Consider the following 26,472-nt stretch of genomic DNA (forward strand, 5'->3'; position numbering starts at 1 on the left):
AAAAGGTTTCCGAAATTATCTTGTTTTTAGTCCTTAAATATAGAGAATGGTAGCATATTCCAAAATTCTCCCCATGTATTACTGTCGAGAATATCGAAGTTTGTACATTTTTCAGTAGGTACATCCTTCGACTCTACATAGACTAGACGTTGTTTAGGACAAGCGTCAGTCGCTAATTTACCTGTTTCAATATCAATGACAACGCCCTCTACACCTTTAGGTTTTTTGAAATCCTCATTTTTTGTACCTTTGTTGACAGTTTCCATAAAGTCAATCCAGATTTGCTTTGTTGCAGCAGTATCTTCCTTCGTGGTAAGGTTTTTACCCTGATCATAGCCATTCCATACACCAGCAGTTAGTTTTGGAGTAAAACCAATTAACCATTGATCACTATTCGTAGAACCTGATTTAGCAGCATATGTGTGTGTCATACGTGAACGAATACTGATTCCTGTAGCGGGTGAATAGTCACTGAAAACAGGATCAAAAATACCTGTCATCATTTCTGTTAAGATGTATGCATTTTCTTTAGAAATGGCTGTTTCAGCTTTGCTTGCTACATCTTTGTTTTCATAAATAACATCTCCATGTGCATTTTTAATGGATACAATGGTTGTTGGTGTTGTTTGCTGTCCTTGCGACGCCAAAATATTATATGCATTTGTCATTTCGTATAATGTCGTTTCAATCGTTCCTAGTGCAATGGATAAATTATCCTTCGCACCAATTCCTACATTAAAACGGTTTGCCATATCATGAAACTCTTTGAAGCCAATGTCCTCTAAGGTTTTTACTGCGTAAATATTATCTGAGATAGCAATAGCTTGTGCCATCGTCATATCATGATCTGCAAATTGACCGTTGACGTTTTTAGGTGCATAAGTGCCACGCCCATTATCATACGTAAAAGTTGTTTCACCCACATCTAAAAAAGTTAGTGGCGTGTAACCATTTTCTAGCGCCGCTGCATATAAGATCGGCTTAATAGTAGAGCCTGGTTGACGTTTGGCTTGTGTAACTCGGTTAAATGAGCTTACTGAATAATCACGACCACCGACTAGTGCAGTGACAGCTCCTGTTTTAGATTCCATACTTACAAACGCAGATTGCAGATCATTGGCAGGCATATTTTTGGCTACTGCTTCTTCAGCTGCTTTTTGATGCTCCAGATTAAGCGTTGTTTGAATTGTCCAGCCACCTTCACTAATATCAAGGTTTTTTGATTTTAAGATTTCACTGGCTTCTTGCCAAGCCACATCCAGGAAATAAGGGGCAACAGATTTGGTTGCAACCCAGCTATCATTTTTTAAGACGAGCTGTTCATTTTCAGCACGCGTTTTTTCTTCTTGTGTAATGGCACCTTGGTCTGCCATAAGTTTTAAAATAACTTGTTGACGATTGGTAGCCTTATCTAAATTGGCAATTGGTGAGTAAATACTTGGTCCTTTTGGTACGCCTGTTAGCATTGCTGCTTCAGCAAGCGTTAAATCACTGGCAGATTTTCCGAAATAAAAACGACTTGCAGCCTCTACTCCATACATGCCATGACCGTAATATACCGTATTCAAATAGCCCTCTAGTATTTCGTCCTTGTCATAAAAAACTTCTAATCTATAAGCATACAGGGCTTCGTTTAATTTACGTGTCCAAGACTTTTCATGGGAAAGATAAAGGTTACGAGCATATTGTTGCGTAATGGTACTAGCTCCTTGAACCTTACCACCAGCCTTAATGTCCACTAAAATGGCACCAGCAATACGTGAATAGTCGAAACCGCCATGTTGATAGAAATCTTTATCTTCAACAGCAACAACTGCTTCCTTTAAATAAGGTGACATCTCATCGAGGCCGACCCAATATCGTCGTTGATTTGTAAAGTGATCCCCAATTTGGTTCTCATTTTCATCTAAGAAAATAGAAGCCTTTGGTACGGTTAAAGGCGGTGCACCAGCCACTTGAACATAGATGCGGAGTGCGACAAACGCTACGACAATTGCAGATGTAAAGGCCACGAATAACGTAAGGCTTTTGCGTGTGCGCTTTACACGTTGTTGCTTTCGATGATAGCTTTTTCGTTTCATCCGACTTCACCTCGTTTTCTCACAACTTCGAACTTAGCTTTAGTATGTGTTCGAACATTCATCTTTAATCGAAATTCTAACTAAAAACTATTGCACTTTATTCAAAAACATCTATACTTTTTTTGTACTACTTGAAATGCTGGCATTCGACAAAAAATCGCACCTTGTAGATTTTAATCGAAATTTGCTAGACGTTCCAATAATGTATACGAGGATAAAAGGATACAGGTTTCATTACAATCCTGTAAGCCATAATAGAAGAAGACGAAAAATGATGATTAATTATATGGAGGGCTAGCAATGAGATTTGATGAAGCTTATTCAGGAAATGTTTTTATAAAAAGTCATCCTACATATGACGATGCACAGGCAGTAATTTATGGTATGCCAATGGATTGGACAGTAAGTTACCGTCCAGGATCACGTTTCGGTCCACAGCGTATCCGTGAGGTATCCATTGGTCTTGAAGAGTACAGTCCATATCTAGATCGTGAGCTTGAGGAAGTAAAGTACTTTGATGCAGGGGATATTCCACTACCATTCGGTAATGCACAGCGTTCTTTAGATGAAATTGAGAAATTTATAGAGAAATTATTAGCGGATGGCAAGATTCCTGTCGGCATGGGTGGCGAGCATCTAGTGTCTTGGCCAGTAATGAAGGCTGTATCAGCTAAATATGATGATCTTGCTATTATTCACTTTGATGCACATACAGATTTACGTGTGGAATATGAGGGAGAGCCACTTTCGCACTCTACACCAATCCGTAAAATTGCGGAACATATAGGACCTAAAAATGTCTATTCATTTGGAATTCGTTCAGGTATGAAAGAGGAATTTGAATGGGCAAAGGAAAACGGCATGCACATTTCAAAATTTGAAGTACTTGAACCGTTAAAAGAGGTCCTACCAACACTAGCTGGACGCAATGTGTATGTAACAATTGATATCGATGTTTTAGATCCAGCACACGCACCAGGCACTGGTACAGTAGACTGTGGTGGTATTACTTCGAAAGAATTACTCGCTTCCATCCATGCTATTGCAGCAAGTGGTGTAAATGTAGTAGGTTTCGACCTAGTTGAAGTAGCACCGATCTACGATTCTTCAGAAATGACAGCAAACACAGCTTCAAAATTATTACGTGAAATGATATTAGGCTGGGTAAAATAAATAAGATTGGTTGAATGGGGTTTAGCTATGAGCAAGCCCCATTTTATATTTTTGAAATGAGGAATGAGCCTTAGCATAAAATTGAAACTTATTTTACTTTGTAGCGTAGATAAGTTAGGTAAAATGTATGTTTCTTCAATTTAAATAAAGGAAGGAGGAGTATTATGATTTGGTCACTTCTCATGAATGATTTATTCATTTTTGTCAGTACAATGGAATACTTTTGGCTATTAGCATCTTTGGTTTTAACTGTATTAAGTGTTCATTTGCATCTGTATCTCGTCAATAAAATAACCGTTCAAGATGTGAAGGACGAGGAGTTTGAAGTTGACTATACTATCACGAATACTTGGACTCCACCTATGCTAACGTGGTTTGTTCTGTGTATTAGAATGTCCGAAGACAATGAGGAAGAAAGTGTATCTCCTAGTTTGATTTAAACTTTAAAACTAGGAGGACAACCATTGTTAACATTTTTAGCACAACCTATTATTAACCTCATTCATTTCATCCATTCTTTTACAGGTAGCTACGCACTTAGTGTCATTGGTATTACGATTGCAGTCAGATTAATTCTTATGCCGTTATTTATTCGATCGGCAAAACACCAAAAGCACTCAAAAGAATTAATGACTACCATTAAGCCTGAATTAGATGCGCTTACAGATAAATATAAGAATAGTCAAAGCGAATCTGAAAAAAGAATGGTACAGCAACAAATCCAAGAGCTAACTTCAGATTCATTGAAAAGCTCTTTACTAGGTTGTTTACCAATCATTATTCAATTACCGATATTATTTTCACTGTACTACGCGATTAAGCTAGATTCAGTGATTGCCAGTGAAAATTTCCTTTGGATGAATTTAGGGACGATTGATATTGGGGTTTCGATGATTGCTTGTTTGATTTATTTCATTCAAAGTTGTATAGCCCTAGAGAAAAGTCAACCATTAAATATGAAGATAATGGTATTTATTAATCCTCTCATGATCCTCATTTTTAGTCTGTTCAATCCAGCGATTATCCCGATCTATTGGACTGTTAGTGCTTTATTGTTAATAGTTCAACAATTGATTATAAAAAAATGGTATAGATAAAATGAAATCCTCTCTTTCCGTTATTGGAAGGAGAGGTTTTTATTTTCTCGAATAAACTTGTTGAGGAGCTTTACATCACTTCTATCTTGAAAAACCATAAGTATTCATCCTATAATAAAAAGGTTATAGTAAAAGACTAAAAAGGGGCATCCGTTATGGCGAACGAAGTAAGATCGCATGTGAACATAAAGCTCATTTCTACCATTCGTCCAAGTGATGGGGAGTCCGAAAGTTATGAAATGTGGCTCAAAGGGCAGCTACTTGAAAAGGCAGGAAGCTTGTATTTGAAATATGATGAGGTGCAGGAGGATAAAATCGTCCGCACAACGATGAAGTTAGGTCATGAGAAGGCACTAATTATGCGTGCTGGAGCGGTTAATATGCGATTACCGCTGAACATAATCGAACAACAAAAAGGGCATTATGAAAGTGAGTTCGGTTCTATGCCCCTCGTGATTGATACGAAAAATATGACGTTTACAAAACTGGCAACAAGCGGAGATTTCCATGTACAGTACGATTTACTAATGGGTGGGCAAACCGTTGGCAACTATACATTAGATATTACATTTACGGAGGTACAATGATGAACGCAGTAGAACAAGTACAACAGGCTATTAAAGCAGCGATCGTGCAGGCTGTTGAAAAAGCTGGTCTCGTTGAGGCTGGCACAGAATTATCGATTCACCTAGAAACACCAAAGGATAAAGCAAATGGTGACTATGCAACAAACATTGCGATGCAATTAACGAAGTTAGCTAAAAAGCCACCACGTGCTATCGCCGAAGCTATTTTAGAAAATCTTGATCCATCAGGCACTGATATTGAAAAGATTGATATTGCTGGCCCAGGCTTCATGAATATCACAGTGCGTAAAGATTTCCTAACAGAGGTAGTGACACAGGTGCTTGAGCAAGGTACGGACTATGGCCGCTCAAATGCTGGTGCTGGGGAAAAGATTCAAGTGGAGTTCGTTTCAGCAAATCCTACTGGAGATCTTCACCTAGGACATGCTCGTGGTGCTTCTGTTGGTGATTCCTTATGTAATGTGTTGGATATGGCTGGTTACAGTGTCTCTCGTGAATATTATATTAATGATGCAGGTAATCAAATTAATAACTTAGCTTATTCATTAGAAGCTCGTTATAAACAAGCATTAGGAATGGAAGCTGAAATGCCAGAAGACGGCTATCATGGGCAAGATATTATTGATATTGCGGGTAAATTAGCAAAAGAGCATGGGGATGCAATTTTAGCAAAATCAGATGATGAGCGTTTTGCCTTCTTCCGTCAGCACGGTTTAGCTTTAGAATTAGATAAATTAAAAACAGACCTAGCAAACTTCCGTGTAAATTTTGATGTCTGGTATTCTGAAACGTCTCTATATGAAAACGGGAAAATCGAAGTAGCTTTAGATAAATTAAAAGCTAATGGACATGTGTTTGAAGAGGATGGTGCTACTTGGTTCCGCTCTACAACATTTGGTGATGATAAAGATCGTGTGCTAATTAAAAATGATGGGTCATTCACATATTTAACACCAGATATTGCCTATCACGAAGACAAAATTGTCCGTGGCTTCGATAAATTAATCAATATTTGGGGAGCTGATCATCACGGATATATTCCACGTATGAAAGCAGCGATTCAAGCACTTGGTTATGATCGAGATACGTTAGAAGTGGAAGTTATTCAAATGGTTCAGCTTTATAAAAACGGAGAAAAATTCAAAATGTCTAAGCGTACAGGGAATGCAGTAACTATGCGTGAGCTTGTAGAAGAGGTTGGTCTTGACGCAGTTCGTTACTTCTTTGTAAAAACAGCTGGCGATTCTCATATGGACTTTGATCTTGACCTTGCAGTATCACAATCTAATGAAAACCCTGTGTACTATGCACAATATGCGCATGCACGTATTTCATCTATTTTACGTTCAGCAAATGAACAAGGCTTTGCTGCTACAACAGAACATCTCAATTTGTTAACAGCAGAAAAGGAAATTGATTTACTGAAAAAGATTGGTGATTTCCCGAAAGTGGTAGCGGAAGCAGCGAAACACCGCACACCGCACCGTATCGCAAACTATATTCAAGAAACAGCAGCTGCATTCCACAGCTTCTATAATGCAGAAAAAGTATTAGATGCTTCAAATAAAGAGTTAACAGAGGCTCGTTTAGCATTAATTACGGCTGTCCGCACAACAATTGCGAACGCATTACGCTTAATCGGCGTATCTGCACCTGAAAAAATGTAATTAAACTTTAGGCTCCTAACATGAAAAGTGTTAGGGGCTTTTTTTAATGGATAGAAGGCTGAATATGAGAGATAAAGTTCCGAATGTGTTGGATAGAAAGACAAAAGAAACGGATAAAACGTGGGAAATTAGCTGTCCTAAACTTTATTTTTCTGTTAATTCCGAAAATTTTGTTGAAGTTTACGTTAACGTCAATGGTATACTGTTGCCAATTAGGAAAGGGGAGAGGGTTTTGAAGACGATTCAGGAGGTAGCAAAGGAGTTTAATGTAACTACGCGGACAATTCGTTATTATGAGGAACTTGGGCTTCTTTGCCCCCATCGTTCATCTACCAACCAACGAACCTTTTCCAAAAAAGAATTGGCGAAACTCAAGCTTATTTTCAGAGGCAAGCGTTACGGATTTTCGTTGGAGGAAATCAAAGAGATGGTTCTACTATTTGATTTTGATCGCTCAGGAATTCAGCAATTAGAGCGAACGGTTGAATACGGGGAACAAAAAATTCAAGAGATTGACAGTAAAATAGCTGAGCTGACGCAGATGAAGCGTGAGTTACAACAAATGCATGGCATGTTTAGCGAAAAATTAGCGACTTTAAAGGGAGAGATGCAAGATGAATAGTTCCAATTTATTAGCACGTAATGCCCGTAAGTATCCGAAAAATGAAGCCGTTATTTGTCATGGCAGAAGAGTAACCTACCAAGATTTAGATAAGCAGGTGACATGTTTTAGTCATGCTTTACTAGAGCAGGGAGTAAAGCAGGGGGATAAGGTTTTAATTTTTATGCCAAACGTTTTAGAGTTTGTTGTCAGTTACTTTGCTATTCAGCGTATTGGAGCGATCGTTGTGCCAGTCAATGCGAAGTTTACATTGCAAGAAGTAGAGTACGTGGCGCAGCATGCAGAGGCGAAGGCAATTGTCGTACATGAGGTTATTTTTGCAGCAGTTGAACAGCTAGCCGGTATTCCGTTAAAAATTAAAACAGGTCAAGAAAAAGTGGGATGGCATCAGTATGAATCAATGCTTCAAAATGCTAGTACACAAACAATTGATTGTCAGTTACAAGAGGATGACCCTTCCACGATTTTATATACATCTGGCACGACAGGAAAACCAAAGGGTGTGTTATTTAGCTACCGTAATATTTTAACAGTGGCGCAAATGATAGCTGTTGAAATGGAGGTAAAGCCTGAGAGCCGTATTTTGCTTATGATGCCATTAACACACTCTGCACCATTACATTTATTTTTAATGGCGGGTGTATTGGTAGGCTCAACAAATGTATTAACACCAACTTTTACACCCGATTTATTCATTGATTCCATTGAAAAGGAGAAAACAACACATTTCTTTGGTGCACCTGTTGCTTATTTATTAACGGCACAACTGCCAAGGCTACATTCGGCAGATTTGTCTTCTATGAAATGGTGGGTCTATGGTGGGGCACCGTTATCTCAAAGTGAGGTTCGGTTCATTCAGCAGGCATTCCGCACAAATAATTTGACTTGTGTATATGGATTAACAGAGGCCGGTCCAAGTGGTTCATTATTATTTGGCAAGGAACATGAAGCAAAGGCAGGAAGTATTGGTCAGCGGGCGCCACTTGGTACAGAGTTGCGTATTGTGAATGACAGTGGAGAAGATGTAAATGTAGGCGAAGTGGGGGAAATTGTCTTGTTGGGTGAGGGCAACATGCTCGGCTACTATAAGGATGAAGTAGCTACTAATGAAGCCTTTATTGATGGTTGGTTAAAAACAGGAGATCTAGCTCGCAAGGATGAAGATGGTTTTATTTGGATCGTAGATCGTAAAAAGGATGTCATTATTTCGGGAGGTGTCAACATTTATCCGAAAGAAATTGAAGATTGTTTATTGAGCTTTGAAGGTATATTCGAGGTTGCGGTAATTGGTGTACCACATCCGCAATGGGGGGAAACTGTAAAGGCGGTGTATTCTGCTAAACAAGACATCCATGAGGAATCTTTGAAAGCTTATTTAGAGGAGCATCTTGCAAAGTTTAAAATACCACGTATTTTTGAAAAAGTAGAAGCGCTACCACGCAATGCATCAGGCAAAATATTAAAACAAAATTTAAAGGGGCAAGAGGTGAGATAGCATGAAAGTATTACAACAAGAAGCAATGCGTACTACGAACTTTTTTACTGAAGATGACACGCTTCAAAAAATAGTAGAAATGATGTTAGATAAAGAGTTTTTATCCTATGCCCAACGAGAGTTAACAGATTTTGGTGAGCTATGTGCAGGTGATATTGATACGAGGGCAAAGCATACAGATCGACAGGGTGAGCCTCGCCTTCAAAGATATGATGCCTATGGTGAAGAGATATCGGAGGTTTGGGTTAATGATGGCTATAAAAAAACGATTGAAGAGACATATAATACTGGGATTGTAGGCTATGTACACAAGCATATTCCGCAGCTAGGACACAAGGGGAATTATGTTTATAGCTTTGCACAAGGTTATTTGCTATCACATGCAGAGCCCGGTTTTTATTGTCCGGTAACATTGACAATGGCAACTGCCTATCTATTAGATCATTATGCAGATGAAGAGGTAAAGCAGCGTTTTTTACCACATGTGTGTGCAACAGGTGACACAGATTTATATGAAGGTGCGACCTTTTTAACAGAACGTCAAGGGGGCTCTGACGTAGGTGCAAATGTGGTGGAGGCGAGAAAGGATGGCACTGCTTATCGTCTATATGGTGAAAAATATTTTGCATCAAATGCGGGCATGTGTGGTGTAGCGATGGTATTGGCACGTCTAGAAGGTGCGCCAGCAGGTTCCAAAGGCTTAACATTGTTTGCAGTTCCTTGGCGCAAAGAAGATGGAACAACAAATCATCTACGTATTCGCCGACTGAAAGATAAGCTAGGCGTTCGGGCAGTTCCCTCTGGTGAGGTAGAATTTGATGGTACACTTGCCTATGTTGTAGGGGAGCAAAATAAAGGGATTTATTATATGCTAGAAGCACTAAATCTCTCTAGAATTTGTAATGCAGTCGCTTCAATTGGTATTATGCGTCGCGGCTTCTTAGAGGCAAAACATTATGTAAGCAATCGACATGCATTTGGCAAGCCCTTAACACAGTACCCTATGATTCAGGATACTTTAGGGAAATTTGCAGCTAAGTTGCACGTGGAAGTAGCGACAGTTTTTGACCTTATCCAATTATACGATAAAGTGACAAGTGGACAGGGAACTCAGCAAGATCTTATTATGAATCGTTTATATATTGCCATTATGAAAAAGGAAACAGCAGAGCAAGCTGTTCATTATGCTAGTGAGGCAATTGAATTACACGGAGGTAATGGCTATATAGAAGACTTTGTAACGCCCCGCTTATTAAGAGACGCCCAAGTGTTAACGGTGTGGGAGGGGACGGCTAATATTTTGGCCTTAGAACTCATTCGTTTAGTAGATAAGTTTCATGCTCATGAACTGTTTGTACAGGAGATGGAGGAACGATTAGACAAATTAGCTGACAGCTCACTAGTACAAATCGTTAAAGAACAATTGGCGAATATGTCTGTGAAACTGCAAATTTTTAGCGCTTTAGACGAGGCAACGAAAACTTTTGAAGCTAAAGGTATGGCGGAAAAAATGGCTCACCTTTATGAAAGTGTCATAGCGGTTGAGTGGGCACATAAATTTGGTGGGAAATATGAAAAACTAGCAGACGTTTATTTAGAGCAGACATGGTCATTAAGAGAAATGGGTGCTCAAATGAAAACAGTCCAATACTTTTCTGAAATTGTATAATGGCCGGGGAGTCGTCTTGAATGGAGGCGACTTTTTTCATTTTCATGTATAATGAAATCAACTGAATATTATAAAGGTTCTTTACTTAAGTAAAGTGAAAAGGGAAATCGGTGTAATTCCGATGCGGTCCCGCCACTGTAAGTGTGAGTTTTTTCAAATGATGCCACTGAAGATTTCGGGAAGGCTTGAAAAATCGCAAGTAGCACTAGCCAGGAGACCTGCCTTTATAACGACATGACAACCTACGAGGATAGGGTGGTGGATTTTGTATCAGTTTTTTTGGTGCGATTTTGCCCCCTCATCGATCAAAGATGAGGGGTTTTATTTTGATGTAGAATAAAGCGAAATGTCGCACGGATCAACGAAGGAGGATTCACATGAAGAAATTTTGGAAAATAGGATTATCAGCATTTTTAGCAGTAGGCTTGCTAGCTGCTTGTGGGCAGGAAGCAAAAGATAACAAGCCATCTAACGAGCAGCAAACACAGCAAGAAACAGCACAGGTGGATGAAGCAACATTCCCAATGACGATAACAGATGCCCTTGGTAAGGACATTACACTTGAAGCACCTCCTGAGAAAATTGTTTCACTTATTCCAAGTAATACTGAAATCCTTTTTGGACTAGGTTTAAATGATGAAATAGTTGGTGTTACGGACAACGACGATTATCCGCCAGAGGCAGCTGAGAAGGATAAGGTTGGCGGTATGGAATACGATATTGAAAAAATTATTGCCTTAAAACCAGATATCGTTTTTTCACACGAATCTAGCATGTCTCTTTCAGAAGAGGCTATTGCACAGCTTGAATCAGCAGGTTTGAAAGTATTTGTTGTAAAAAATGCACAAGACTTTAATGAAACATATACAACAATTGAGCAACTTGGACGTGCTACAGGGAAATTACCAGAGGCAGAAAAAATTGTCGCTAATATGAAGGCAAAAGTAGAAGAAGTTTTGTCTAAAGTCAAGGATGTTGAACCCAAAAAAGTGTTAGTTGAAGCATCAGATGAGCCAGATATTTATACAGCTGGCAATGGTACATTTATGAACGCGATGCTTGAAATGATCAATGCAGAGAATGTAGCTGTAGATGGCGATAATTGGTATAAAATTGATGCAGAACAAATTATCGCAAAAAATCCAGATGTCATCGTGGTGACATATCATTATGTACCAGATATTTTAACGAAAATACCAAAACGTGCGGGCTTTGATACGATTAATGCCGTAAAAAATAATGCGATTGTGCAGGTAGATGAAAGTACGACAAGTCGTCAAGGGCCACGTTTAGCTGAAGGTCTAGAAGAATTAGCAAAAGCAATCTATCCTGAGGTATTTAAGTGAAAAAAATAGCACTAGCCTATACATTAACATGTACGCTTCTTCTTATTAGCATCTGGTGTGGCGTAGCGATAGGCTCGGTTCATATTCCATTAGAAGTATTGTGGAATAAGGCGGTTGATGAAACAGCCGCCAATATCTTTTGGAAAATTCGTTTGCCTCGCGTGTTATTAGCGGGACTAGTAGGCGCATCTCTAGCTATTGCTGGAGCAGCTTTCCAAGGTTTATTAAAAAATCCATTAGCAGATCCATATACACTAGGGGTTTCATCAGGGGCTTCTGTTGGTGCTGTTTTAACGATCTTTTTTAGTATTTCTATACCTGTTGTCGGTTTGTATGCGCTGCCAATCTTCAGTATGATTGGTGCTATCATTACGATGGTAGTTGTTATGAGCTTTGCTAGACTCGTAGACCGCTCATTAAAAATGGAAACGTTGATATTAACAGGTGTTATTTTTAGTTCTTTTTTAGGTTCCCTTATTTCATTAATGATTGCCTTATCTGGTGAAGAATTACGTCAGGTAATAGGCTGGCTACTTGGTTCTGTTTCGATGCGTGGTTGGCCATATGTCCAAATGATCATTCCTTTTGTGATTGTTGGTTCAATTATGCTATGGACACAAAGACGAGAATTAAATGTCTTGTTGTATGGTGAAGAGCGAGCAAAACATTTAGGTGTTAATGTAAAGCGCAGTAAATATTTGATATTAGCAGGTGGCTCCATGTTAACTGGAGCGGCTGTAGCGGTTTCTGGCACAATTGGCTTTGTAGGATTAGTGGTGCCGCATATGACAAGGATGATTTGGGGTTCTGATCATCGCCACTTATTACCATTATCTTTTTTCAATGGTGCAACATTACTCATTATTTGCGACTTAGTAGCACGAACAATCATTGTGCCAAGAGAGCTACCAATTGGTGTTATTACGGCATTTATTGGAGCACCTGTTTTCTCCTATATTTTTTATAAGCAGCGAAGAAGCAAGGGGGTACGGGCATGATTGTTGTTGAACATCTATCAGGTGGCTATGAAGATGTACCAATCGTCAGGGACATTAGTTTTACTGTTGAAAAAGGAAAAATTCTTGGCATTCTAGGGCCGAATGGTAGCGGGAAATCCACATTATTAAAAGTAATGAGTGGTATTTTACCAGCTACTGCTGGAACCGTCTCGATTGATGGACAAAATATTCTTTCTTATAATGCTCGTGCTTTGGCGAAAAAAATGGCTGTATTACCACAGCTTCATGCAAATGCTTTCTCGAACAGTGTGAGAGAGGCAGTTTCACTGGGGCGCTACCCGCATCAAACAGGCTTTTTCTCGAGTTGGTCTGCACAAGATGAGAAGGCAGTTCAACATGCAATGCTTCAAACAGGTGTAAAGCGATATGAGCATACACCGATGGAATTTTTATCTGGCGGTGAACAACAAAGAGCTTTTGTTGCACAGGCATTAGCTCAAACAGCTGAAATCTTACTGCTGGATGAACCAACGAATCATCTTGATATTGCACACCAACGTCAAATTTTAGATATGGTTCGGAAGGAAGCCATGGAGTGTGGTTTAACAGTCGTTATGGTACTACACGATATGAATTTAGCCTCTCTTTATTGTGATGAATTATTGCTGATGGAAAGCGGACAAATGAGAGCACTTGGTGCACCACATGAAGTATTAATTGCCTCCCAAATTGAAGAAGTTTATCAAGCACGGGTGACTACATATGCTCACCCTGAAATACCAAAACCTCAAATTACAATGATGCCCGCAGCTACAGACTATCAGCAGCGAGCTGTCATCAAAAAAGAGCACTTTACGATAACTGAACAATATATCCAACTTCAATCAGAGCTTCCTCTGAAGACCGTATCTTCTGCAGTTCATAACCCAGGTATTGGCTGGCATAATTGCTTATTAAATCGCTCAGTTCCTGGTGATTATGTCATTAGCGATGTGAAACGAGAAGTTAAAGAATTTTTAAAAAGGGAAAATTTTTCATCTACAAATACTGTTGTTATGCTAACAGCAGTACCAACAGCTCTAGTGGCCATCAATGAATTTTCAGCACCTTTTGGCAGTATAATCGTAGCTGTAACAGCTGGTGTAGGCAATGCAGTTGATGTATCTCGAGTACATGAAAGACAAGATGATCCATATATTGGTACTATTAATACATGGGTTATCGTTAATGGTTGTTTATCGGAAGAGGCATTTTTTCAGGCATTGATGACAGCAACTGAGGCAAAAACAAAGGCGTTGCAATCAGAAAATATTCGTGATGAGCGGAGTGGAACAATTGCAACAGGTACTGCTACAGATAGTCTGTTAATTGCTGCAACTCAAAAAGGAGAAGAAATGCTGTATGGTGGCCCAATTACGGAAGTTGGTAAAATGATTGCAAAGGGTGTCTATGAAACAACAGTTCAGGCGATTAGGAATTATAAAAACCAGTTTTAGGAGATGAGAGAAATGAAGCTTTACACGAAAACAGGCGATACGGGGAAAACAAGTCTTATTGGAGGACGGGTTGATAAAGATAGTTTACGTGTGGAAACATATGGGGCAATTGATGAATTAAATTCCTTTATTGGGAAGGCCGTAAGTGAATTAGATCAAGCGCTTTTCAAGGATATTTTAACAGACCTAGAGACAATTCAGCATGAGTTGTTCGATGCTGGTGGAGACCTTGCTAATGTGATGAAAGAACGTCATTATAAATTAACAGAGCAACCGATTGAAGTACTTGAAGCTCGTATAGATGCTTTATCAGACGAAGCGCCACCTTTACAACGTTTTATTTTACCAGGAGGTGCACCAGCAGCGGCAACTTTACACATTGCACGCACGGTTGCACGCCGAGCAGAGCGTGAAATGGTGACACTTATGAAAGAAGTTGAAGATGTACCAAAGGTTGTACAAAAATATTTAAATCGCTTATCGGATTATTTATTTGCAGCTGCACGTGTTGTGAATGCTCGCTTAAACGTAGCAGATGTTGAATATATTCGCAGTGGAAATGTTTTTAAAAAATAAAGTTTGATTTAAAAAATGTTTTTGTACAAAAAATGAATTTCCAGATGTTAAGCTACGGGGCGGTATAGGTTTGTATGCAATTTAGCAGATGTTCAAAAGTCTACTGAATATGCGACATCCCCCTAAGTATAATAGTTAAGGAAAGTAAAAATTGCTACTTTGAAAAATTCAGGGTGGCTTTTTTTCTTGTAAAATGTAAGAATATAAAATTATCAGAAATATTTCCGTTTTATGTTGACTGAATGCTCACTCATTTATTAGAATAGGAATATAATGATAAAGTTAAGTACATTTCTGTTTGAACTAGCAAATTCGTCACAAAGAGAGAAAATTACGACAAACTAAAGGGGGGACCAACCATGAGTCCATTATTAATTGCTAACATTGTCTTAACAGTCGTGGTTGTGCTTTATGCAGTAGGATTGTTCTTCTACCTGTTGAAAACACGCTATAAGTATGTGCAATTGGGGAAAAAGGTTGAGTTTGATGAAAGTGTTAAAGAACGACTTCGTTATATTATGGTCAATGTATTTGGTCAAAATAAGCTATTAAAGGATCCAAAGAGTGGTTTAATACATGTTATGTTTTTCTATGGATTTTTGATGGTACAGTTAGGGGCCATTGATTTAATTTGGAAAGGACTAGCACCAGAGTCACATCTGCCACTAGGCATTTTCTATGGTGTCTTTACATTCTTCCAAGAACTGGTGGTTTTAATGATTTTAGTCGCGGTAGTGTGGGCATTTTACCGCCGCTATGTTGAAAAGCTAGTGCGTCTAAAACGAGGATGGAAAAACGGCCTTGTATTAATTTTCATTGGTGGGTTAATGGTATCTACATTAATCGCTAATGGTATGGGATTAATTTGGCATGGTGAGGGATTAACTTATACGGAGCCAGTTGCTTCAAGTATTGCTGCTATTTTTGGCTTCCTACCTACATCAGTTGCCGCTGGTGTGTTTTATGTAATGTGGTGGGCACACCTTTTAATTCTATTAACATTCCTTGTATACGTACCGCAGTCTAAACATTTCCACTTAATTGTCAGTCCACTTAATGTTTACATGAATCGTTTAGATCGTACGGGTACATTAACACCAATTGATTTTGAGGCCTTGGAAGAAGCTGGTGAAAATGCTGAAAGCGAAGAGGATATGCCTTCTATTGGGGTAGGACGCATACAGGACTTCACACAAAAGCAAATGCTTGATCTATATTCTTGTGTAGAATGCGGACGTTGTACAAACATGTGTCCAGCAACAGGAACAGGAAAAATGCTGTCTCCTATGGATTTAATCGTAAAATTGCGTGACCATTTAACATTTACGGGCGCAGTCGTAACAAAACAAAAACCATGGGTGCCTTATCAATTCTTTGCCAATACAAAGGGTAACCAGCTTGCAATTGCAGCTGGTGCTGAAGGTGCTGTAATTGAGGATATCTACAGCCCATCTTTAATTGGCGATGTCATTACAGAAGAGGAAATTTGGGCTTGTACGACATGTCGTAACTGTGAGGATCAATGCCCTGTAATGAATGAGCATGTTGATAAAATTATTGATCTACGTCGTTATCTAACAATGACTGAAGGGAAAGTAAATCCTGATGCTCAACGTGCAATGACGAATATCGAACGACAAGGTAATCCTTGGGGCTTAAACCGCAAGGAAAAAGAAAATTGGCGTGATCTAGATCCAACAATCCAAATTCCAACTGTAAAAGAGCTGAAAAAATCTGGCGAGGAAATGGAGTATTTATTCTGGGTTGGTTCGATGGGAGCTTTCGACAACCGCTCTCAAAAAATCGCTTTAGCATTCTGTCGTCTATTAAACGAGGCTGGTGTGAAGTTTGCAATCTTAGGTAATAAAGAGAAAAACTCTGGGGATACACCTCGTCGTTTAGGGAATGAATTCTTATTCCAAGAGCTAGCTACAGCAAATATTGATGAGTTTGAGAAAAATGACGTGAAGAAAATTGTAACAATCGATCCTCATGCCTACAATATCTTTAAAAATGAATATCAAGACTTTGGCTGGAAAGGTGAAGTGTATCATCACACTGAGTTATTAAATCAGTTGATTGAGGAAAATCGTCTAGCTCTAAACTATGAGGTTCATGAAACGATTGTTTTCCATGATTCCTGTTATTTAGGCCGCTACAATGATGTGTACGATGCCCCACGTGAGATCCTTCGAGGAATCCCTGGCGTGAAGCTTGTTGAAATGGAACGTAATCGCGAAACAGCGATGTGCTGTGGAGCTGGTGGTGGATTAATGTGGATGGAAGAGCATGTAGGAAATCGCATAAACGTAGCGCGAACAGAACAGGCTCTTGCAACAAATGCATCAGTTATTTCATCAGGCTGTCCTTACTGCCTAACAATGCTAGAGGATGGTACAAAGGCTAAAGAGGTTGAAGACTCTATTGGAACATTTGATGTTGCAGAATTACTAGAACGTTCTGTATTCGGTGAAAAAGTAAAGGCAGTTAATCCTTCTTCCGAAGAAACAGAAGAAACATACGAAGAAGTGGTAGCGTCTATAGAAAATGTTCAACAAGACGAGAATACGGAAGCGAACGCAGAAAAATGATTGCTATTGCAGAAATATTTTAGTTATCTGAAAAATATAAATTGCACAATAAAAAATTGTTTTGTAGAATAAGATTAAATGGGAATGGGAGTTGAGATAGTAAACTCCCATTTTTCCTCGATAGAAGTCGAGCGAGCGTTCAGTCAATAATGCTTTGCATCTTCATCGAGAACGTAAAACAAAAGGGGTGTTTTACTTGAATAGAGCTGTAATTTTAGCAGGAGCAAGAACTGTGTTTGGTAAATTTGGAGGTTCATTATCAGCATTACATGCAAGTGATTTAGGTGCGATTGCCATTAAAGGGGCATTAGAGAAGGCAAATCTTGCACCTGAGCAAGTGGATGAGGTAATTTTAGGTTCTGTTTTACAAGGGGGACAGGGGCAAATTCCTTCTCGACAGGCTGCGCTGAAGGCCAATTTACCAACAGCAGTAAAAACAGAAACAATCAATAAAGTTTGTGCTTCAGGGATGCGTGCGGTGACATTAGCAGATCAATTGATTCGTTTAGGGGACGAAGAAGTGATTATTGCGGGTGGCATGGAATCTATGTCCAATGCACCATATTATCTTCTGAATGGTCGAAATGGTTTGCGTATGGGAGATTCTACAATGGTAGATGGCATGCTATATGACGGCTTAACATGTGCTTTCGATAAAGCAAGACCACATATGGGTAGCTATGGTAATGCAACAGCTAAAGAGTTCTCGCTAAGCCGAGAAGAACAGGACACTTGGTCAGTACGCAGTCATGAACGCGCGTTAGCCGCAATTGAAAAAGGTTACTTCGCTGAAGAAATCGTACCAGTGGAGATTCCTCAACGAAAAGGTGCACCACTTATTGTTGATACAGATGAGGCACCAAGAGCAGGGACGTCTTTGGAAGTACTGGCGAAGCTAAAACCAGCCTTTGACAAGGATGGCACGATTACAGCAGGTAATGCACCTGGGGTTAACGACGGTGCATGTGCACTTGTCGTTATGAGTGAAGAACGTGCAAAACGTGAAGGTAGAGAACCATTGGCAGTAATCATTGGTCACGAAGAACTTGCGCTTGAGCCAGAAAACTTCCCGCAAACACCAGGTCTTGTTATTAATAAATTACTGAAAAAGACTAACAAATCATTAGCAGATATTGATTTAATTGAAATCAATGAAGCCTTTGCAGCGGTAGCTTTAGTCAGCAAGCAGTTGGCAGATTTAGATGCAGAAAAAGTGAATGTTAATGGCGGTGCAGTTGCTTTAGGTCATCCGATTGGGGCATCTGGTGCACGTATAATATTAACACTTGCACAGGAATTGAAGCGTCGTGGCGGTGGCATTGGCATTGCCGCAATTTGTTCAGGCGGCGGCCAAGGTGATGCAATTATGATTGAAGTACCAAAAACAGGGGGACTGAACTAATGGGAATTCAAAAGGTAATGGTCATTGGTGCAGGGCAAATGGGCTCTGGTATTGCCCAAGTTTGTGCACAAGCAGGCTTTGATGTGAAATTGAACGATATCAAACAAGAATTTTTCGAGCGTGGATTAGGGGTTATTACGAAAAATTTATCACGTGATGTAGAAAAGGGTCGTAAAACTGAAGATGAGAAGGCTGCTGTTCTAAGTCGAATTAGTATGTCGCTAGATTTACAAGATGCTAGTGATGTAGATATTATCATTGAAGCAGCTGTGGAAAATATGGAAATTAAGCAATCCATCTTTAAGCAACTTGATAGCATTGCGCCAGCACATGCTATTTTAGCTACGAATACATCTTCACTGCCTATTACAGAAATTGCAGCAGTAACAAAGCGTCCAGAGCAAGTAATTGGTATGCATTTTATGAACCCTGTACCAGTTATGAAACTTGTTGAAATCATTCGAGGTTTAGCAACAACAGATGAAGTGTACAAAGCTGTCGAAGAGATGACGGTTAAATTATCGAAAACACCAGTAGAAGTGAATGATTTCCCAGGATTTATTTCAAACCGAATCCTACTACCGATGATTAATGAAGCGATTTATGCACTTTACGAAGGTGTGGCAACAAAAGAAGCAATTGATGATGTGATGAAGCTTGGTATGAATCATCCGATGGGGCCATTAACATTGGCAGACTTCATTGGTTTAGATACTTGTCTTTACATCATGGAAATTTTACATGAGGGTCTTGGAGACAGTAAATATCGCCCTTGCCCACTGCTACGTAAATACGTTGCAGCTGGCTGGTTAGGTAAGAAATCAGGAAGAGGTTTTTACGTTTACGAATAATCCTATGGGGATGGGGTTATTTAGATGTTTCGGGACAACTTAGAGGGGTGACATTATAGATGCATTTGCAATTTACAGATGAGCAAATTATGATGCGCGATATGGTTCGTCAATTTGCTCAGGAAAAAATTCAACCATGGGTGGAGCGAATGGAAGCGGGAGAATTTCCACGTGAGCTTCTACAGCAAATGGGTGAACTTGGCTTAATGGGGATTACGACTCCAGAAGACTTAGGTGGCTCTGGTATGGATTTTACATCTTATATTATTGCGATTAATGAACTATCAAAAGTAAGCGCTGTAATGGGTGTTATTTTATCCGTCCATACTTCAGTTGGAACGAATCCAATTATTTACTTTGGGAATGACGAACAAAAGAAACGTTATGTACCAAAGCTTGCAACAGGCGAATATTTAGGCGCATTTTGTTTAACAGAACCAAGTGCAGGCTCAGACGCTGGTTCTTTACAGTCAAAGGCAGTGCGTGATGGCGATGAATATGTGATTAACGGCTCCAAAGTATTTATTACAAATGGTGGAGAAGCTGATGTGTATATTGTATTCGCATCTACTAACCCAGCTGAAAAAACAAAGGGTATCTCAGCATTTATTGTTGAAAAGGGAACACCTGGTTTAATCATCGGAAAAGATGAGCATAAGATGGGCTTACACGGCTCACGTACAGTTCAGCTGACATTCGATAATTGTCGCATTCCAGCCGACAACCTACTTGGGGAAGAGGGAGAAGGCTTTAAAATTGCGATGGCCAATTTAGATGTTGGACGAATCGGCATTGCGGCACAGGCGTTAGGAATTGCTGAGGCGGCACTAGAGGCGTCTACTGCTTATGCTAAAGAACGCATTCAATTTGGTAAGCCGATCGCCGCACAACAAGGTGTTGGCTTTAAGCTTGCGGATATGGCAACGGCTGTTGAATCTGCAAAACTGTTAGTCTATCGTGCAGCCGATTTACGTGCAAAAGGTTTACCATGTGGAGCAGAAGCTTCAATGGCTAAACTTTTCTCATCACGAACAGCGGTACAAACGGCAATAGAGGCTGTTCAAATATTTGGCGGCTACGGCTATACGGAAGATTATCCAGTAGAGCGCTATTTCCGCGATGCAAAGGTGACAGAAATCTATGAAGGTACAAGTGAAATTCAACGACTAGTCATTAGTAAACATTTACTGAAATAAAGCCTGATATTGCGAATGGTACAAAGTGATGGAAACCGTTCAAGAGTGAGGGGAAAACGTTTATTAAGGGTGTGAACTGCTCTGAAATAAGGCAAACCCGCTTAATCCAACCTAACAATAATCAGGTAACACAAAACAGAGTCTAACTAAAAAGGGGAAATGGACAATGAACTTTCAGTTAACAGAAGAGCATGAACAATTACGTGAAATGATTCGTGATTTTGCTATAAATGAAGTGGCGCCAACAGCTGCTGAACGTGACGAAAATGAAGAATTTGACCGTGCGATTTTCGACAAAATGGCGGAGCTTGGGCTTACTGGTATTCCATGGCCTGAGGAATATGGTGGTGCAGGATTTGATTACCTTGCATATGTCATAGCTGTTGAGGAACTTTCACGTGTTTGTGCTTCGACTGGTGTAACTTTATCTGCACATACTTCACTGGCAGGTTGGCCACTTTACAAGTTCGGTACAGAAGAACAAAAACAAAAATACCTTCGTCCAATGGCTGAAGGCAAACATATTGGTGCATACGGTTTAACAGAACCTGGCTCTGGCTCTGATGCGGGTGGCATGAAAACTTATGCAAAACGTGATGGCGATGATTATATTTTAAATGGCTCAAAAATCTTTATTACGAACGGTGGAGTAGCAGATACATATATTGTATTTGCAGTAACAGATCCTGAAGCAAAACATGGCACATCCGCATTTATCGTGGAAGCTGGATTTGAAGGTTTCTCTGTAGGGAAGAAAGAAAAAAAATTAGGAATTCGTTCATCTCCAACAACAGAGATTATTTTTGATAACTGTCGTGTTCCAAAGGAAAATCTATTAGGGGCTGAAGGGGAAGGCTTTAAGATTGCCATGACGACACTAGATGGTGGACGTAATGGTATTGCGGCTCAAGCAGTAGGAATTGCACAAGGAGCACTCGATGCAGCAGTTGACTATGCCAAAGAACGTGTGCAATTTGGTAAACCGATCACTGCAAATCAAGGCATTTCCTTTAAATTAGCCGATATGGCAACTCAAATTGAGGCTTCTCGACTTCTTACATACCAAGCGGCATGGTTAGAATCTAATAACCTACCATATGGTAAGGCATCTGCAATGGCGAAATTAATGGCTGGCGATACAGCAATGAGTGTAACGACAGAGGCGGTTCAAGTTTTTGGTGGCTATGGTTATACAAAAGATTACCCTGTAGAGCGCTTTATGCGTGATGCTAAAATTACACAAATTTACGAAGGTACGCAGGAGATTCAACGTCTTGTTATCTCGCGTATACTAACGAAATAATTGATGACTGATAAAGATAAAAGGCCCCAAGTACAGTCAACCGTAAAAGATGAAAATCTAATCGCCATTCGTCGTGAACAAATGATTCAAGGAGCTATTAAGCTATTTAAAGAAAAAGGCTTTCACCGTGCCACGACGAGAGAAATTGCAAAAGCTGCTGGCTTTAGTATCGGTACTTTGTATGAATACATCCGAACGAAGGAAGATGTTCTATACCTTGTTTGTGACAGTATCTATCACCATGCAATGGAGCGTCTTTCAAGTTATGAGATTAAAGCAGGAACTATTGATGAGTTAAAAGAAATGATTCGGGAATACTTCCTGCAAATCGATAGTATGGTTGATGAGCTAACAATCATGTATCAAGAAACAAAATCATTGTCAAAAGAAGCACAACGCTATGTTTTTAGTAAAGAGTTTGAAATGGTTGCCACATTTGAACGCTTGTTACAGCGATGTGTCCAGTCTGGCGAACTAACTATGACAGAGAAGCAAATCCATTTAGCAGCCAATAACTTAGTTGTTTCAGGACAAAGCTGGGCGTTTCGCAAATGGGCTTTACATCGTCAGCATTCAATAGACGAATTCATTGACATGCAAATCACCTTGTTCATTTCAGGCATAAAGGGGTTTTAATATTTGTAAGGGGTTTGTCGGCAATTGCATATAGCGATATTGCAATGCCGGCTTTTTTTATTCAATAAGGGGAGAAAGTGGGGATTTCATATGACAAAGGTAGAAGTATATCGTCCAAAAAATCACGTACGTTTTGTGACAGCATCGAGTCTTTTTGATGGACATGATGCTTCAGTCAATATTATGCGACGCATTTTACAATCGAGCGGTGTAGAAGTAATCCATTTAGGTCATAATCGTTCTGTTGAAGAAGTCGTGAATGCTGCGATACAAGAAGATGCACAAGGGATTGCGGTTTCTTCTTATCAAGGCGGACATATGGAATACTTTAAATATATGTATGATTTACTGCGTGAAAAAGGAGCACCACATATTAAAATTTATGGCGGTGGTGGAGGAGTTATTTTACCTCGTGAAATTAAAGAGCTTCATACGTATGGCATTGCAGGGATATTCTCACCAGAGGATGGCCGTGTTTTAGGGCTACAGGGAATGATTAATGAACAAATTAAAGGTACAGATTTTCCTACTGCAACAGGTAATTATTTAGAGAAATTAAAGTCTTTAACGACAGAGACGCCTGAAATTTTAGCCAATCTAATAACAGCAGCTGAGTCAAATGACGATGAAGCTACGAAAGAAATGCTAGCAGAGGCAAGAAAGCTTTCAAAAGGTACGCCAGTAATGGGGATTACGGGAACAGGTGGTGCAGGGAAATCATCCTTAACGGATGAACTGATTCGCCGCTTCCTAAAAGAATTCCCAGATAAACGTGTAGCCATTCTATCAGTCGATCCAACAAAGCAAAAAACGGGTGGAGCATTGCTTGGGGATCGTATTCGCATGAACGCTATTTTTAATAACCGTGTTTATATGCGTAGTTTAGCAACACGTGGCTCACGTACAGAATTATCTGCATCAATTGGTGATGTGCTAGATGTAGTACGTGTAGCAGGTTATGACTTAATCATCGTAGAAACAAGTGGAATTGGTCAAGGTGATGCCGAAATTACTAAATACACGGATCTATCTATGTATGTCATGACAAGCGAATTCGGTGCACCTACACAACTTGAGAAAATTGATATGATTGACTTTGCAGATGTTATTGCGATCAATAAATTTGAGCGAAAAGGCTCAGAGGACGCCCTTCGACAAGTACAAAAACAATATCAACGTTCCCGCGAGCTTTGGGATGAATCACTTGATAACATGCCAGTCTACGGTACAATAGCTAGCCAATTTAATGACAAAGGCACAAATGCGTTATTCGCCGCCCTCGTTAAAATAATTAACGAAAAAACAGGTTTTAATTGGGAAACAAGCTATGAGCAATTTGCGAAAACGCAAAAGCAAGATGTTATCATTCCAAACGATCGCCGTTATTATTTACGTGAGATTACGGACACTGTCCGTGGCTATCATAAAAAAACTGAGCAGCAGGTGGCATTTGCTCGTCGACTATTCCAATTAGAAGGTGCTATTGCAGCTGTCCAAGAAAAAGCTCCAGATGATGTGCTTGTGGCATCGCTTACTTCTTTAGCAGAAGGTGTTAGAGATGAATTAACAGCAGAATCCAAGCGTATATTGGATAATTGGCAGGCATTAAAAGAAGCGTATGCTGGCGATGAGTTTGTGACTAAAGTTCGCGATAAAGAAATTCGTACCATCTTAAAAACAACTAGTCTTTCTGGCACGAAAATTCCAAAAGTAGCATTACCGAAGTTTGAAGACTATGGGGAAATCTTGCGTTGGGTTTATAAAGAAAATGTTCCTGGCGAATTCCCATATACGGCGGGTGTATTCCAATTCAAACGTGAGGGTGAAGATCCGAAGCGTCAATTTGCTGGCGAGGGAACACCAGAACGTACAAATAAACGATTCCATTATTTATCAAAAGATGATGATGCAAAACGTTTATCTACAGCTTTTGATTCTGTAACCTTGTATGGGGAAGACCCAGATTACCGTCCAGATATTTACGGTAAGGTTGGAGAATCAGGTGTATCGATCTGTACACTAGAAGATATGAAAAAACTTTACGCAGGCTTTGATTTATGTGCACCGTCTACATCTGTATCAATGACTATTAATGGACCAGCACCTATTATTTTAGCAATGTTTATGAATACAGCAATCGATCAACAAGTTCAATTACGTGAGCAAGAGCTAGGACGAACTTTGACAGTTGAAGAGTTTACCGAGACACGTGAAAAAACATTGCAAGTCGTACGTGGAACAGTACAAGCTGATATTTTAAAAGAAGATCAGGGCCAGAATACATGCATTTTCTCAACAGAGTTTGCTTTGCGTATGATGGGCGATATTCAGCAATACTTTATAGACCATAAAGTACGTAACTATTATTCTGTTTCCATTTCTGGTTATCATATTGCGGAAGCTGGAGCAAACCCAATTTCCCAATTAGCCTTCACCTTAGCTAATGGCTTTACGTATGTAGAGTATTATTTAAGTCGTGGCATGAATATCAATGACTTTGCACCAAATTTATCATTCTTCTTCTCAAATGGACTAGATCCAGAGTATACAGTAATCGGCCGTGTGGCACGACGTATTTGGGCTATTGTAATGCGTGATAAATACGGTGCTAATGAGCGCGCTCAAAAGCTAAAGTATCACATTCAAACGTCTGGGCGTAGTTTACACGCACAAGAGATTGATTTTAATGATATTCGTACAACATTACAGGCTTTAATGGCATTACAAGATAACTGTAATTCATTGCATACAAACGCCTACGATGAGGCCATTACTACACCTACGGAGGAATCTGTAAGACGTGCTATGGCAATTCAAATGATTATTACAAAAGAGCATGGTTTAGCAAAAAATGAAAACCCACTACAAGGCGCGTTTATTGTTGAAGAATTAACAGATCTTGTGGAAGAAGCGGTTCTTGAAGAGTTTGATCGTATTAATGATCGTGGCGGTGTGTTAGGTGCTATGGAAACACAATACCAACGTGGTAAAATTCAAGAAGAATCTATGTACTACGAAATGTTAAAACATTCAGGGGAGTTACCAATCATTGGTGTTAATACTTACTTGAACCCAAATCCACCTTCAGATGCTGATATAGATAATATGGAAATCGCACGTGCATCGACAGAAGAAAAAGAGACACAAATTCGTAATTTACAAGCTTTTTGGAAAGCCCATGAAGAGGAAAGTGAAGCTGCGATTGCACGTCTACAAGAAGTGGCTGTCAATAATGGTAATATTTTTGCTGAGCTGATGGAGTCAGTAAAAGTAGCAAGTTTAGGACAAATTACAAAAGCTTTATATGAAGTTGGCGGACAATATCGTCGTAATATGTAAGCAAGGTTGATCAAAACTTCTTGTTTTCTATTCAAGTATCATGCTTCTCTAATTTCTAGTGTCTAGTCTTAAGATTAGGCACTTCTTTTTATTTTCGTTATAATAGAAATGTAAAAAAAGGGGAGGCGCAGTAGAGGATGAAATCAGCTATTCACTACATAATTATATTAGCTTTAGTATTGGGAGCCTTTTTCCTGTATAATAAGCAAATTGGCGCTATTCCTTTACTACTATTATCTGTCTATTTGTTTTATCTTGGAATAAAAAAAATGCGTAATATAAAAAACAGTAATTGAAGCTAGCAAAGGGGCTAAAACTTTGTATATAATGGGTATTATGCTTATTGTATGGAAAGAACCTTTTGCGTGGCCTTTTTTGCTGCGCTT

The 26,472-nt window shown here is 39.4% G+C and carries 20 protein-coding genes and 1 riboswitch; of the genes, 19 read left to right on the top strand and 1 reads right to left on the bottom strand.

The genetic code is table 11. The features are described from left to right. Window positions 1-26: 26 nt before the first annotated feature. Complete coding sequence (locus LBYS11_RS02610; protein WP_103117410.1) at window positions 27-2,081, bottom strand: transglycosylase domain-containing protein; 2,055 nt, start codon at window positions 2,079-2,081, stop codon at window positions 27-29. Window positions 2,082-2,381: 300 nt separating this feature from the next. Here LBYS11_RS02610 and speB point away from each other — a divergent pair, with 300 nt between their 5' ends. From speB to icmF, 19 genes are all read left to right on the top strand, one after another. Then, complete coding sequence (gene speB, locus LBYS11_RS02615; RefSeq protein ID WP_004231519.1) at window positions 2,382-3,254, top strand: agmatinase; 873 nt, start codon at window positions 2,382-2,384, stop codon at window positions 3,252-3,254. A 164-nt stretch (window positions 3,255-3,418) separates the two neighbouring features. Continuing rightward, window positions 3,419-3,694 (top strand): hypothetical protein, encoded by a 276-nt coding sequence (locus tag LBYS11_RS02620; RefSeq protein WP_004231520.1) that lies wholly within the window; start codon window positions 3,419-3,421, stop codon window positions 3,692-3,694. Between the two features lie 24 nt (window positions 3,695-3,718). Continuing rightward, a complete protein-coding gene (gene yidC / locus LBYS11_RS02625; RefSeq protein ID WP_054548573.1) occupies window positions 3,719-4,351 on the top strand; it encodes a membrane protein insertase YidC in 633 nt (210 codons plus the stop codon). 155 nt (window positions 4,352-4,506) lie between these two features. Continuing rightward, complete coding sequence (locus LBYS11_RS02630; protein ID WP_054548572.1) at window positions 4,507-4,938, top strand: YwiB family protein; 432 nt, start codon at window positions 4,507-4,509, stop codon at window positions 4,936-4,938. After that, the gene (gene argS, locus LBYS11_RS02635; protein ID WP_048393759.1) at window positions 4,938-6,605 is read left to right on the top strand and encodes an arginine--tRNA ligase; all 1,668 of its coding nucleotides are present in this window, start codon (window positions 4,938-4,940) and stop codon (window positions 6,603-6,605) included. Before LBYS11_RS02630 ends, argS begins: the two co-directional genes overlap by 1 nt. A gap of 232 nt (window positions 6,606-6,837) precedes the next feature. Beyond that, entirely contained in the window at window positions 6,838-7,227 is a 390-nt protein-coding gene (locus tag LBYS11_RS02640) for a MerR family transcriptional regulator (RefSeq protein ID WP_233732746.1), read from the top strand. After that, complete coding sequence (locus LBYS11_RS02645) at window positions 7,220-8,722, top strand: class I adenylate-forming enzyme family protein (protein WP_103117412.1); 1,503 nt, start codon at window positions 7,220-7,222, stop codon at window positions 8,720-8,722. The genes LBYS11_RS02640 and LBYS11_RS02645 overlap by 8 nt, the downstream gene beginning before the upstream one ends. Before the next feature lies 1 nt (window position 8,723). Then, window positions 8,724-10,391, top strand: coding sequence for an acyl-CoA dehydrogenase family protein (locus LBYS11_RS02650; protein WP_103117413.1), 1,668 nt, complete (start codon window positions 8,724-8,726; stop codon window positions 10,389-10,391). 57 nt (window positions 10,392-10,448) lie between these two features. Next, a riboswitch (cobalamin riboswitch) is annotated at window positions 10,449-10,632 on the top strand. 136 nt (window positions 10,633-10,768) lie between these two features. Beyond that, the gene (locus LBYS11_RS02655; RefSeq protein WP_066036949.1) at window positions 10,769-11,737 is read left to right on the top strand and encodes an ABC transporter substrate-binding protein; all 969 of its coding nucleotides are present in this window, start codon (window positions 10,769-10,771) and stop codon (window positions 11,735-11,737) included. Beyond that, on the top strand, window positions 11,734-12,735 hold the full coding sequence (locus tag LBYS11_RS02660) for a FecCD family ABC transporter permease (RefSeq protein ID WP_066036948.1): 1,002 nt from the start codon (window positions 11,734-11,736) through the stop codon (window positions 12,733-12,735). Before LBYS11_RS02655 ends, LBYS11_RS02660 begins: the two co-directional genes overlap by 4 nt. Further along, on the top strand, window positions 12,732-14,192 hold the full coding sequence (locus LBYS11_RS02665; protein ID WP_103117414.1) for an adenosylcobinamide amidohydrolase: 1,461 nt from the start codon (window positions 12,732-12,734) through the stop codon (window positions 14,190-14,192). Before LBYS11_RS02660 ends, LBYS11_RS02665 begins: the two co-directional genes overlap by 4 nt. 12 nt (window positions 14,193-14,204) lie before the next feature. Then, a complete protein-coding gene (locus LBYS11_RS02670; RefSeq protein ID WP_004231536.1) occupies window positions 14,205-14,768 on the top strand; it encodes a cob(I)yrinic acid a,c-diamide adenosyltransferase in 564 nt (187 codons plus the stop codon). A gap of 359 nt (window positions 14,769-15,127) precedes the next feature. After that, window positions 15,128-17,359 carry a heterodisulfide reductase-related iron-sulfur binding cluster gene (locus LBYS11_RS02675; RefSeq protein WP_066036946.1) on the top strand — a complete coding sequence of 744 codons (2,232 nt, stop codon included), beginning with the start codon at window positions 15,128-15,130 and terminating at the stop codon, window positions 17,357-17,359. Between the two features lie 196 nt (window positions 17,360-17,555). After that, the gene (locus LBYS11_RS02680) at window positions 17,556-18,761 is read left to right on the top strand and encodes an acetyl-CoA C-acetyltransferase (RefSeq protein ID WP_103117415.1); all 1,206 of its coding nucleotides are present in this window, start codon (window positions 17,556-17,558) and stop codon (window positions 18,759-18,761) included. Further along, window positions 18,761-19,612 carry a 3-hydroxybutyryl-CoA dehydrogenase gene (locus LBYS11_RS02685; protein WP_103117416.1) on the top strand — a complete coding sequence of 284 codons (852 nt, stop codon included), beginning with the start codon at window positions 18,761-18,763 and terminating at the stop codon, window positions 19,610-19,612. The genes LBYS11_RS02680 and LBYS11_RS02685 overlap by 1 nt, the downstream gene beginning before the upstream one ends. 59 nt (window positions 19,613-19,671) lie before the next feature. Continuing rightward, window positions 19,672-20,808: an acyl-CoA dehydrogenase gene (locus tag LBYS11_RS02690; protein WP_103117417.1), complete on the top strand. Its 1,137-nt coding sequence runs from the start codon at window positions 19,672-19,674 to the stop codon at window positions 20,806-20,808. A gap of 166 nt (window positions 20,809-20,974) precedes the next feature. Next, window positions 20,975-22,111: an acyl-CoA dehydrogenase gene (locus tag LBYS11_RS02695; RefSeq protein WP_103117418.1), complete on the top strand. Its 1,137-nt coding sequence runs from the start codon at window positions 20,975-20,977 to the stop codon at window positions 22,109-22,111. A gap of 3 nt (window positions 22,112-22,114) precedes the next feature. Continuing rightward, window positions 22,115-22,747 (top strand): TetR/AcrR family transcriptional regulator, encoded by a 633-nt coding sequence (locus LBYS11_RS02700; RefSeq protein ID WP_048393737.1) that lies wholly within the window; start codon window positions 22,115-22,117, stop codon window positions 22,745-22,747. Between the two features lie 90 nt (window positions 22,748-22,837). Further along, a complete protein-coding gene (gene icmF, locus LBYS11_RS02705; protein WP_048393735.1) occupies window positions 22,838-26,086 on the top strand; it encodes a fused isobutyryl-CoA mutase/GTPase IcmF in 3,249 nt (1,082 codons plus the stop codon). Window positions 26,087-26,472: the final 386 nt, after the last annotated feature.

The organism is Lysinibacillus sp. YS11 (assembly GCF_002896375.1).
Lineage (GTDB): Bacteria > Bacillota > Bacilli > Bacillales_A > Planococcaceae > Lysinibacillus > Lysinibacillus capsici.